Genomic DNA, 11,174 nt, shown 5'->3' with positions numbered 1-11,174 from the left:
AGGATATGACGTACCCACATATAGAAATGGGTTGACAATGGATAGACGCTACCCTGGTACACATTTATCAGGAAGTAATCCATTATACACTATTCTTGCTACAGCAAATGAAGTAATTGAATATATTCCTGAACAACAAATTATTGTTTCTAAAGGAGTTTTAGTTCAAAATCCATAGGATTGAGAAACATTTGTAAAACTAAAATCCGTTCGACTATCGAACGGATTTTTTTATATTTTGATTACTAACTTTCTATTTTTATTGTTTTCAACAATTCTGGTAAAACGGTATTCGTAAATTCTTCTTGGGCTTCGATTAACAAAGGTTTATAATCGTGATAACGATTAGAAAAATGACCTAAAATTAATTTCTTTACATTGGCTTGTTTCGCAATCATTCCAGCTTCTTTTGCAGTTGTATGCCCTGTGTAAACCGCTAAATCTTTCAATTCGTGTAAAAATGTTGATTCGTGATATAACAAATCGACATCTTTTATAATTGGAACAATATCTGGTTTATATTTTGTGTCCGAACAAAACGCGTAACTCAAGGACTTTTGAGCATCAAATGTTAAATAATCATTCGGAATTATTTTTCCAGATTCTAACGTAAAATCTTTTCCATTTTTCAAATTTTGATAATCGCAGATTTCAATTTCAGGAAATTCTTCGATTGTATCCATATTCAATTTTCGAGGTTTTGGCTTTTCTCGAAAAAGATAACCATTGGTATACACTCGGTGATTTAGCGGAATAGAATAAACTTCAACTTTATCATCTTCAAAAACTAAAACAGATTCTTTTGTATGCAATTCATTGAAAATAATCTCGAATGAATTATTGGATTCTGTTAAGCGTAATTGTGTCGTAATAAATTCCTCAATTCCTTTCGGACCATGGATATGCAAAGGCATATCGCGACCAAGTAATTGAAGTGTGGAAATTAATCCAATCAATCCAAAAACATGATCGCCATGTAAATGCGATATAAAAATGTGGTTTATTCGGTTGAATTTTGCCTTTGCTTTTCGCAATTGTACTTGTGTTCCTTCTCCGCAATCAATCAAAAAATAGCGTTCTGCAATATTTAATAATTGTGCGGTTGGATGCGTAAAAGCCGTTGGTAATGCCGAATTAAATCCTAATATTGTTAGTTGTAAACTCAATTTACGTTTAGATTAATTAAAAAATCGTTTAATTTTTCGACAGCTTTTCCTCTATGACTAATGGCGTTTTTTTCTTCAGCAGTCATTTGAGCAAATGATTTTGAAAAACCATCAGGAATAAAAATAGGATCGTAACCAAAACCATTATCACCCATAATTTCGGTAGCAATTGTTCCATTTACGCGACCTTCGAAAAAATATTCTTTTCCATTCAAAATTAAACAGAAAATAGAAATAAAATAAGCTTTTCGATTCGTTTCTCCTTCCAATTCTTTCAACGCTTTTGCGATATTATCTTCGTCTTTTCCAGTACCTGCATATCGAGCAGAATATACACCAGGCGCACCATCTAACGCTTCTATCACTAATCCAGAATCATCTGCAAAGATATTTTTACCCGTTTTATCGAAAATAGTTTTCGCTTTTAATTGCGCATTTTCTTCGAAAGTTGTTCCAGTTTCTTCAATTTCATCAAAGAAATTAATATCAGTCAACGATTTCATCGATAGGTAAGAAGGTAACATTTTTGTAACTTCTTTTACTTTATTGTTGTTATGTGTGGCAAAAATTAATTCCATTTATATTGTTTTTGTTCTGTTTTTTTTGATTAATAAATAGACAGATAAAATTCCGATAAGTGTCATTCCTCCAATTAATAAATAATCTCTTTGCGCAAAAACTTCGCCTTCCATATCGCCTTGCATTAACATTAACGAGTAGGAAAGTGTATTGTTTAAGAAATGTAATAACATAGGCAAAAACAACGATTTTGTGCGGTAATAAACTATTCCAAAAATGATTCCTAAAAGTCCGGCGCCTATAAATTGCCAAGGATTCATGTGTGCGCATCCAAAAATAAAACCATTGATTAAGATTGCAGTGGTAGGATTTACATTGAAATTTAGCATTCCTTTCAAGATTATTCCTCTGAAAATAATTTCTTCGAAAATTGGAGCCAAAATACAAATCATAATAAATCCAGCGATTTTGTAATCTAACATCATTTCAAAAGAAGCTTGAAAGATTTTATAGATTTCTTCTAAAGGTCCAGTTGTTGGAATTAAACTTGTTGCAACCTCGGCTAAAGGCAAAAGAAATAACCAACAAGCTATTGATAATATGAGCTGAATTGGAGTAAAAGAATGTTTGATATCTTTTAAAATTGATGCAAATTTAGTTTGTGTCAACATCAATAAAATAACAATTGCGCAAACCGTTCCTGTTAAAAATCCTAACGGTAAAAGTAAGTGATTAAGCGGTTTGTAAAAAAGTGCTGGAACTGAAATAATTCCGCCAGCAAACTGCATTATAATCACTGCAATTGCGCTATACAAAAGAGCTTTTCCAATACCAAAACTTAGTTTATTTTCTTGCTTAGGAACAAATTCTTCAAATGGAGAGGTGTTATTCATGATGATAAGGTTTACCCTGCAATATACTAAATCCTCGGTAAATTTGCTCAGTCAAAAATAAACGAACCATTTGATGCGTAAATGTCATATTGGATAAAGACATTTTTTTATTTCCACGATTGTAAACAGATTCGTCAAAACCATAAGGACCACCAATCACAAAGACAAGATTTTTGACAGATTGATTCATGTAATTCTGAATATCATCTGCAAATTGCTTCGAAGTAGGCTGTTTTCCTTTTTCATCCAAAATAATAACAAAATCTGTATTGATGATTTTATTCAAAATTTGCTCAGCTTCTTTTTGTTTTTGTTGAATTTCGGACAAATTTTTACGATTTTTGATGTCAGGAATTTCAATTCTTTGATAATTAATGTGCGAAGGCAATCGATTTTCATACTTTTGTAATAGCATTTCGATGGCTTTTTCGTCTGTTTTACCGATACAAATGGTCGTAATATTCATTCAAAATTATTTATTGAGACAAAAATATGCGCATTCTACAAGATTTTAAAACATATACAGGAATAAATTATTTTCGAGCTTGGTCGAAAACAAAATTGATGAACAAAAATACAGGTATCACGGTATATGATTTCTTGAAAGTTTTTTGGATTCGCGTCATGAAAGGTAATTTTCCGTTGCGTTCGGCAGCAGTTTCATGGATTTTATTTTTTAGTATGTTTCCATTTTTGCTTTTTTTGTTTAGTATTTTACCGCATTTGGTTTATTACCAAGAGATAAAAAACTTGTTATTTACACAACTTCTTCCGCAACTTTTGCCTAAACATGTGAGCAATGAAGTGATTTCGTATATTGATAAAACGACGGCTGTACAAGGAAAACGTAAAGTGAATTATTTCTTGATTTTGATTACAATTTTTATGTCATCTAACGGAATACAAGGAATTATAAATGGGTTTAATGTTTCGTATCAAGATGTTTATGTAAAGCGAAAAAACTCAAAATCGAGAATGATTTCGATAATTTTAACCTTGTTTTTTACAGTTTTTATTGTGTTACAAGTGTTTTTATCTTATTCGACATCAATTATTTGGAAATACTTAACCAACGTTTCATTTTTAAGTAAACTTGGACAGTTTTCGTATCTAATCAACTATTTTTCGGTATTTCTTTTCTACTTTGTTTCGATGTGTATGTTGTATTATTTCGGACCAAATCACAAAAAATCGCGTAGCACAGTTTTACCTGGTGCTATTTTGACATCAGTTTTGTTCTTGTTAACTGTGATAGGTTTTAATTCGTATTTAAGTTATTTTACAAACATTGATTTGTTGTATGGATCGCTTGGATTAGTAATGATTATGATGATTTTTGTATACATCAATGTGATTTTGATGTTAGTTGGTTATGAATTGAATATGTCAATTAATTACACCAAAAATTACGAATACGTTAACCATATCGACAATAATCGATTTATTAATTTGGATAAATTTTAAGGCTCATTTAAAAGATGCCCGCAGGTTTTGCAATAAATAGCACCATCTAAATGATAATCATCACCACAATTGCGACATCTTTGTGTATTTGTAGGGATATCTTCATTATGTTTAGCTGCTTTATTCATTTCCATTGTTACAATACTTGTCGGAACAGCAATTACACCATAACCTATAATCATAACAACAGATGCTAAAAATTGTCCCAAACCAGTGACAGGAGAAATATCACCATAACCTACTGTTGTTAAAGTAACAATTGCCCAATAAATACTAATTGGAATACTTGTAAAACCAGATTCAGGATGATCGTGTTCAACCATATACATAATCGAGCCAATTACAACAACAATTAAGAGAACAAATGATAAAAAAACAATGATTTTATCTTTACTTTCTTTCAGTCCAAGTACCAACACATTTTTTCCACGTGTAAATCGAGTAAGGTTAAAAATTCTGAAAATACGTAGTAATCTTAAAATACGAATACTTGCTAGGTACTTACTTGTAGGTAAAACTAAACCAAGATAAAAAGGTAAAATAGACAATAAATCAATAACTCCATAAAAACTAAAAATATAGCGCCAACGATTTTTAACACAATAGATTCTTAATAAATATTCTATAGTAAACAAAAAGGTTAAAATCCATTCTAAAGATACTAAAACTGTATGGTGTCTTGCGTTAATTGCCGGAATAGACTCCAACATAACTAAGCCAACACTCAATAAAATTAAAAGTAATAAAGAGATGTCAAAAAATTTTCCATAAGGTGTATCAGCTTCAAAAACTATATCGAATATTTTTTGTTTTAGCTTCTTTTCTTCATCAGCTCCCATTCTTTTTAGATAAGGAAATCTACCTTTAAACATTAGTTTATATTTTTGGAATGAGCTAAATTAGGAAAAAATTTTAGTATGAATATTCTATTGACTGGTGGAAGTGGATTAATTGGTTCAGAATTAACAAAGATTTTAATTAAAAATGGACATCAAGTTCGTATTTTGACAAGAGAAAAAGAGATTGAACATCCTTTTTATCATTGGGAGAAAGATACAATTGATGAAAAAGTTTTTGAAAATTTGGATGGAATTATTCATTTGGCTGGAAGCTTAATTGCGAAAAGATGGACAAATTCTTACAAAAAAGAAATTTTTTCGAGTAGAGTTGATACAGCGAATTTACTTTTTGAGTATGTCAAAAAATTGAATATTGATTTGAAATTTTTTATCTCCGCGTCTGGAACTGCTTATTATGGACAAATTACTTCGAACAAAATTTTCAAAGAATCTGATGAACCGAATATTGATTTTTTAGGTAAAGTTTGTGTCGCATGGGAAAATGCTGCTTATCAGTTCGAAAAAATAGGTGCAAGAGTGGTTTGTCTTAGAACTTCTTTTGTTTTGTCTAAAAACGGCGAAGGTTTCAAATTATTAAAAAAACCTATTCAACTTGGTGTAGGAGCAAATCTAGGTAACGGAAAACAATGGATGCCTTGGATACATATTACAGATTTGATACAAATGTATGCGGAAGCTGTAGATAATGATAAAATAAAAGGAAGTTATAACGCATCTTCACCGCAATATATAAATCATTCGGAATTCAATCATACGCTAGCGAGAATAATGAATAAACCTTTTTTTATTCCTAATATTCCTGCTTTTGTTATGAAATTAGCATTAGGTGAGATGAGTAGTTTAGTCCTAAATGGATCTAGAATTGACGCAACTAAAATTCAAGAAATAGGTTTCAAATTTCAATATCCTACTTTAGAAAAAGCGTTAGAAGAATTGATAGAAAAGTAACGAAAATTTTATTTAGATTATTCTTTATGTATTATTGTGTATTGTACTTTTGCAGGAATTACAAATTGAAATGAAATTAAAAATTACTTTACTCTTTTTATTTATTGCATTATATACAAATGCGCAATCGAAAGATTTAAAATTCGGAAAAATTTCGGAGCAAGAAATTAACTTAACTCAAGTTCCTTTTGAGAAAAATGTAGATGCTGTTATTCTTTCGGAAGAAGGAAAAATGGATTTAACTTCGTCTAATTATTATTTGACTGTAAAACGAAGAATCAAAATACTGACTGATAAAGGACTTGATGAAGCAAATATACAACTGAATTATTACAGCAAGAATAGAAATGAATCTATAAGCGGAATCAAGGGAAGTACGATAAATATTGTAAATGGAGTAGAGCAAATGACTCCGATTGATGAGAAAGAAATTTTTGATGTTTCTTTAAATGAATTGTATGCTGTAAAACGTTTTACTTTTCCAAATGTAAAAGTTGGTTCTATTATCGAATATACTTATATCAAAAGTAGCGAACACAATTTTTCTATTGATGCGTGGAATTTCCAACATGATATACCAACGCTTTCGAGCAAGTTTCGATTAAATAATCAGGCTTATGGTACATATTCGATTATTACAATTGGTGATGGTTTGAATACAAAGTATAAAGGTAAATCTAGTTCAACGGAATGGTTATTACATAATATCCAAAGTTATAATCAATTAAAATACGTTTATAATCCTGAAGATCAAAGTGAACGAATTAAAATTCAGGCAGCTAATTATCATACAGATGGAGCAAAGAAAACTACGATGAGCGCGTAGATAGATTTGATTCAAGATATAAATGCACAATATGATTTGTATCGAAATCCTTCTGCAATCAGAGATGTTGCGCAAAATATTCCGAATGGAAAAGATGAGGTAGAAACTTTGAAAAATGTGATTGAATATATTGATTCAAATGTAAAATGGAATAGATTTTATGGAATTATTCCAACGCGTTCGAACAAAACTTTATTGAAAGAAAAGTCTGGTTCTACGGCAGATATGAATCTTTTATTGAATGAAATTTTAACAGCTAAAGGTTTCGAAACTTCGATGGTTATGTTTAGTAGTCGTCATCATGGACAAATTTTGTTTTCTTATCCAATTGTCAATCAATTCAATTCTGTTTTAACAGTTGTGAAATTAAATAATGGTGCTTCAAATATTATCTTAGATGCTTCAAAATTAAATAAAGAACAAATCGAATTTGGACCTTTAGATGTGTTTAATTATCATGGAATTGTCATCAAAAAAGGTGAAGCTTCGTTTGTAAAGTTGAATCAAAAATTGTCTTATTACGAATCATCATTAAAGTATGATTTTATGAGTAATGGAAATTTAATTCTTTATCGTAAAGACAAATTCAATGATTATTTTTATGATGATGCTGCAGACGAAGAAAATGTTTTGAATAGATATTTGACTGAATCTTTAGATGTGCGTTTAGACGAAGAAATTAATGATAAAACGGTTTTTGATACTGATTCTTACGTTAAAAATTATAAAGCAAAAGCTGTAATTCCGAATGCTCCATTTTATACATTTATAAATCCTTTGCGCGAATTTCTAAAACAATATACTTTTGAAGATAAAAATCGTCAGCGCAAAATAGAATTTAATTATCCTTATTTGTTTAATATTCAGGTGAAATCTAAAATTCCAGATGGTTACGAAGTGATAATTGATGAAAAATACAAAGCACATCACAAAACTGAGCTTGGTTTAGAGTATTATCAGGAAGCAAAAGTGAAAGATGGACAATTGATACTAGCAATTCAATTTTTATTGCCAGAAGGTGTTTATGAAGCGGATAAATACAATGAATTGAAACAATTTTTTGAGAAAATAAAAACAGAATCTCTGAAAGAAGTTTTAATGAAAAAGAAATAAATAAAATCCCGCACTGAATTTTTCAGTGCGGGATTTTATTTATTATTCAATCACCATCAAATTACAACCTCGCACATCCGAATGATCGAAACGTCCTAAGATTTCAAATTGATTGTGAGTTATTTTTTTACCTAAATCATCAGTTGCAATAAAACTAATCGAATTGTAATTTGCCAAATCAATCACATTCACGCCACCTGTTTTTCCCTCTTCAACATATTGGAAAGGATCTTCGGTTTCTCTGATCAAAATTCGCATCCAATTTGGCGATTTAAACGTCAAATCTCCTCGAGAATAACCTTGCGAAAGCAATTCCGTCATTCCATATTCCGAATGAATTTCATTTGTTCCGAAACCATTTTTCAAAATTGAATGCAATTCTTCGCGCGTAATTTCTTTCTTGCGACCTTTCATTCCGCCAGTTTCCATCACAATTGTGTGCTGCAAATTCATTTTATAATTTTCGACAAAATCTAATAAAGCAAATGAAACACCAATCAAAATTGCTTTCTTGCCCGTTTTTTCGTGCGCAATAAGATTTTCGTACAATTCATCGTGATTATACAAATAGAAACCACTTTTATCGCTACCAGATTTCTCAATCCAATACTCCACCATATCAATCAAAGACGAACCTGTACGCTCCAAATACGAAGGCAAAAGCGCGAAAATAGTATAATCGGGAAGTGGACCATAAAATTGTTCGAAACATTTTTCTAAACTGTAATGATACAATGCCAAATCCGTTACCAAATGTTTACTTGTCGCCATTCCAGTTGTTCCCGAACTTGTAAAAACCTTTTCCACTTCACGATTTCCCGAAATCAATTTAAATTTCTTAAAAAACTGAATCGGTAAAAAAGGAATTTCGTTGGTGTGTTTTACAGTAGAATAATCAACGTTCAAGAAATTTAAGAAGTTTTTGTACACCTCATTTTCTTGCGCTTGATAACGGAAAACTTCCAATGCAACGTTTTGGAAATCTTCTTCGGATTGAATAGAAAAAATTTGCTTTGAATCAAACATTTTGCAAAATTACAAAATAGAGTAGAAGTGAGCGAAGTAATTATATTATTTTATAAATAAAACCGTCAATTCGAGTGAAATTCGTTTAGAATTTTGTGTCGAGAATAAGGTTTTAGAAGATAAAATTCATCTTAATTCTCGATACAATTTTTAGAAATATATTTCTAAAAATCACTCGAATTGACGAATTTTAATTCAAGACAAGTTATTATTTAAAATATTCATCAAAATGATGTTTGAATAAAGTTGACATCGTTTCAGATTCTAAACCATATAAAGTAATTTCAAATTCAAATACGTCATCAGAAATTTCAATTCCAGAAATAGAACTTCCCCAACTTTTTAATTCTTCTTTAAAATCATTATAATAAATTCTAAGATTTGGAATAATCGCTGTGTCTATCAATCTTTCTTTTTCAGAATCATAATTTATATGGATGTTATTTGCTAAACAATAATTTTTGAATAATAAATAAGGAGATTCAATATCTATAAAATTTATTTTGCCATAAACAACTCCCATCGGAACATCTGCAAATTCAAATTCTGTAGTTCCAATAATTTGTTCTTCAAGCTTTATTGTAAATGTAGTAGCCATGCAATAAATTTCTTTAAACTTACAAAAATCTACTGATTTTTTAGCTTAACAATTGTTGCATTGGCTTTGTAAAGATGATCGCCAAGAATTTCGTAATTCTGAATTAGATCTTTGTAGAAAAGCGCACTTGTAGTCAAAAGTTTCTCTTTTTCGATCGTCTTCATTAAATTTGCTTCGGCTTCTTTGTAAATTGTATTAATCGTTTTTTCGATAAACTCCGCTTGTTTGATAGAAACTTCTTCTTGTGTTTCGTTCAAATTTTGATTTAGAATACGCGTTGTTTGATCCAAATTATTTTGAAATTCGACCAAATACGTTCTCATTTTTGGTGTAAAATAACTATTTGTCATTCTACGACGACGATGAATAGAAGAAATCTTAATCGCAATATCGCCCACACTTTCCAGATGATGACAAAGTGTAATTAGTTGATGAATCGCAATTGTATTTTCGTTTGGTAAATCTAAATCAGCAATTTCATTCAAAAATTCATTGACTTCTCTCTCCAATTGATCACCTTCTTTTTCCAGTTCCAAAATTCGTTCACGAAAAACCAAAATCTTTTCTTCATCACTTTCAGTAATCATTCGCCCAAGCGTATAAATCGTTTGTTTCGTTGTAGAAGCGAGTTTCAGAAGTTTTTTGTTGGCTTCATTTTTATATAGGTCAGAATTTGTTCCGAATGGAATTGCATAAAATTCTAATTTATTGTCTGCTGATTTTACAGAGAAATATTTTTTCTGACAATAGAAAGCTATTTTATTGATAAAAGGCGTAAACAAAATGACCCCGACGAAATTACTAATAGTATCAAAAGTAATCAGTTGAACAGCGATATTTGATGAAATTGTTGTTCCAATAAATTTTAAAACAAAATTTGCAATCAACATAAAAATCAACGCAATTACAATATTGAAAAATGTATGAAATGCTGCGACAACTTTCGTGTATTTATCTCCAATTGCGGCAACTAAATGCGCTGTAAAAGTTGTTCCTATATTTGCTCCCAAAACAATCATTGCAGCTAATTCGATAGGTAAACCTTTGCTCGCTAATAAAATTGCAATCGTAATTGATGCTGATGAAAAGTGGACTAAAACCGTTAGTAATATTCCAAATAGAATAAATAACAAATTAGTCAAAAAACCATAATGCGATAATTGCTGAAAGAATTCTTGTAACTTCTGATGACTTTCGATAGAAGGTAAAAAAGTTTTCAGGAAATAAAGCGAAAGAAAAAGTAAGGAAAGCGAAAATAAAATTCCACCTACTTTTCTTTGGTTACGTTTTTTCGATAAATAAAATGGAAAAGCCACCAGTATAAGAGGCAATGCAATTTGTACCAAATCGAATTTCATTCCGAAATAGACCAACCACAATGTAAGCGTAGTTCCGATATTTGCGCCTAATATTAAGCCAAATGCTTTTCGCAAATTAATCAATCCAGCATTTACAAATCCCAATATAAACACACTCGCAGCCGAGGAAGATTGTATAGCTGTTGTAAAAAAAGTACCTGTAACAATTGTCGATAAATTGTTTTTGGTTAATTTGTTTAGAGTGCGTTTAAAATTCGATCCAGATAACGCTTGTAAATTTTCGCTTAATAGTTTTATCGCAAAAATGAACAAAGCAATTGCTCCGAAAAGTTGCAAAATTTGTATGATAAGATGCATTAATGATTAATTGACTACAAAAATAGGGACTCTAATGTAAATAGAATATTATCTTTTTTACTTTTATTGAAAAAAAGTTTAATCT

The 11,174-nt window shown here is 30.3% G+C and carries 12 protein-coding genes; 4 read left to right on the top strand and 8 right to left on the bottom strand.

Annotation, left to right across the window (positions count from 1 at the left end; genetic code table 11):
• Positions 1 to 245: 245 nt before the first annotated feature.
• From B3M86_RS10915 to rlmH, 4 genes are read right to left on the bottom strand one after another with little or no spacing between them, the layout of a single operon-like run.
• Positions 246 to 1,166, bottom strand: coding sequence for a ribonuclease Z (locus tag B3M86_RS10915; RefSeq protein WP_219034751.1), 921 nt, complete (start codon positions 1,164 to 1,166; stop codon positions 246 to 248).
• Positions 1,163 to 1,744: an RdgB/HAM1 family non-canonical purine NTP pyrophosphatase gene (gene rdgB, locus B3M86_RS10910; protein ID WP_038334525.1), complete on the bottom strand. Its 582-nt coding sequence runs from the start codon at positions 1,742 to 1,744 to the stop codon at positions 1,163 to 1,165. The genes B3M86_RS10915 and rdgB overlap by 4 nt, the downstream gene beginning before the upstream one ends.
• Entirely contained in the window at positions 1,745 to 2,578 is an 834-nt protein-coding gene (locus tag B3M86_RS10905) for a CPBP family intramembrane glutamic endopeptidase (RefSeq protein ID WP_280052062.1), read from the bottom strand.
• Positions 2,571 to 3,044: a 23S rRNA (pseudouridine(1915)-N(3))-methyltransferase RlmH gene (gene rlmH / locus B3M86_RS10900; RefSeq protein ID WP_115001348.1), complete on the bottom strand. Its 474-nt coding sequence runs from the start codon at positions 3,042 to 3,044 to the stop codon at positions 2,571 to 2,573. Before rlmH ends, B3M86_RS10905 begins: the two co-directional genes overlap by 8 nt.
• 26 nt (positions 3,045 to 3,070) lie before the next feature.
• Here rlmH and B3M86_RS10895 point away from each other — a divergent pair, with 26 nt between their 5' ends.
• A complete protein-coding gene (locus B3M86_RS10895) occupies positions 3,071 to 4,042 on the top strand; it encodes a YihY/virulence factor BrkB family protein (RefSeq protein ID WP_125348824.1) in 972 nt (323 codons plus the stop codon).
• Here the strand turns inward: B3M86_RS10895 and B3M86_RS10890 are convergent.
• Positions 4,039 to 4,914, bottom strand: a complete 876-nt coding sequence (locus B3M86_RS10890) for an ion transporter (protein WP_291065928.1) — start codon at positions 4,912 to 4,914, stop codon at positions 4,039 to 4,041. The two genes, B3M86_RS10895 and B3M86_RS10890, sit on opposite strands and share 4 nt — an antisense overlap.
• Before the next feature lie 45 nt (positions 4,915 to 4,959).
• Here B3M86_RS10890 and B3M86_RS10885 point away from each other — a divergent pair, with 45 nt between their 5' ends.
• The 3 genes from B3M86_RS10885 to B3M86_RS10875 all read left to right on the top strand — a co-directional run bounded on the left by B3M86_RS10885 (position 4,960) and on the right by B3M86_RS10875 (position 7,789).
• Positions 4,960 to 5,850 (top strand): TIGR01777 family oxidoreductase, encoded by an 891-nt coding sequence (locus B3M86_RS10885; protein WP_291065927.1) that lies wholly within the window; start codon positions 4,960 to 4,962, stop codon positions 5,848 to 5,850.
• 70 nt (positions 5,851 to 5,920) lie between these two features.
• Positions 5,921 to 6,676 (top strand): DUF3857 domain-containing protein, encoded by a 756-nt coding sequence (locus B3M86_RS10880; RefSeq protein WP_291075963.1) that lies wholly within the window; start codon positions 5,921 to 5,923, stop codon positions 6,674 to 6,676.
• Between the two features lie 6 nt (positions 6,677 to 6,682).
• Positions 6,683 to 7,789: a hypothetical protein gene (locus B3M86_RS10875; RefSeq protein ID WP_219034758.1), complete on the top strand. Its 1,107-nt coding sequence runs from the start codon at positions 6,683 to 6,685 to the stop codon at positions 7,787 to 7,789.
• A 42-nt stretch (positions 7,790 to 7,831) separates the two neighbouring features.
• On the opposite strand, the gene B3M86_RS10870 is transcribed toward B3M86_RS10875, so the two are convergent.
• The 3 genes from B3M86_RS10870 to B3M86_RS10860 all read right to left on the bottom strand — a co-directional run bounded on the left by B3M86_RS10870 (position 7,832) and on the right by B3M86_RS10860 (position 11,089).
• Entirely contained in the window at positions 7,832 to 8,815 is a 984-nt protein-coding gene (locus tag B3M86_RS10870) for an acyl transferase (RefSeq protein WP_286495957.1), read from the bottom strand.
• 208 nt (positions 8,816 to 9,023) lie between these two features.
• The gene (locus B3M86_RS10865) at positions 9,024 to 9,413 is read right to left on the bottom strand and encodes a hypothetical protein (protein WP_115001331.1); all 390 of its coding nucleotides are present in this window, start codon (positions 9,411 to 9,413) and stop codon (positions 9,024 to 9,026) included.
• A 29-nt stretch (positions 9,414 to 9,442) separates the two neighbouring features.
• The gene (locus B3M86_RS10860) at positions 9,443 to 11,089 is read right to left on the bottom strand and encodes a Na/Pi cotransporter family protein (protein WP_219034760.1); all 1,647 of its coding nucleotides are present in this window, start codon (positions 11,087 to 11,089) and stop codon (positions 9,443 to 9,445) included.
• Positions 11,090 to 11,174 lie beyond the last annotated feature (85 nt).

The sequence above is a fragment of the Empedobacter sp. UBA6305 genome (assembly GCF_002440405.1).
Lineage (GTDB): Bacteria > Bacteroidota > Bacteroidia > Flavobacteriales > Weeksellaceae > Empedobacter > Empedobacter falsenii_B.
This window is presented reverse-complemented; position numbering and strand designations above follow the sequence as displayed.

What these genes read in the sequence shown, in the direction of transcription:
- rdgB (WP_038334525.1), bottom strand. Translation starts at nt 1,744, where the DNA reads ATGGAATTAATTTTTGCCACACATAACAACAATAAAGTAAAAGAAGTT.
- B3M86_RS10905 (WP_280052062.1), bottom strand. Translation starts at nt 2,578, where the DNA reads ATGAATAACACCTCTCCATTTGAAGAATTTGTTCCTAAGCAAGAAAAT.
- rlmH (WP_115001348.1), bottom strand. Translation starts at nt 3,044, where the DNA reads ATGAATATTACGACCATTTGTATCGGTAAAACAGACGAAAAAGCCATC.
- B3M86_RS10895 (WP_125348824.1), top strand. Translation starts at nt 3,071, where the DNA reads ATGCGCATTCTACAAGATTTTAAAACATATACAGGAATAAATTATTTT.
- B3M86_RS10890 (WP_291065928.1), bottom strand. Translation starts at nt 4,914, where the DNA reads ATGTTTAAAGGTAGATTTCCTTATCTAAAAAGAATGGGAGCTGATGAA.
- B3M86_RS10885 (WP_291065927.1), top strand. Translation starts at nt 4,960, where the DNA reads ATGAATATTCTATTGACTGGTGGAAGTGGATTAATTGGTTCAGAATTA.
- B3M86_RS10880 (WP_291075963.1), top strand. Translation starts at nt 5,921, where the DNA reads ATGAAATTAAAAATTACTTTACTCTTTTTATTTATTGCATTATATACA.
- B3M86_RS10870 (WP_286495957.1), bottom strand. Translation starts at nt 8,815, where the DNA reads ATGTTTGATTCAAAGCAAATTTTTTCTATTCAATCCGAAGAAGATTTC.
- B3M86_RS10865 (WP_115001331.1), bottom strand. Translation starts at nt 9,413, where the DNA reads ATGGCTACTACATTTACAATAAAGCTTGAAGAACAAATTATTGGAACT.
- B3M86_RS10860 (WP_219034760.1), bottom strand. Translation starts at nt 11,089, where the DNA reads ATGCATCTTATCATACAAATTTTGCAACTTTTCGGAGCAATTGCTTTG.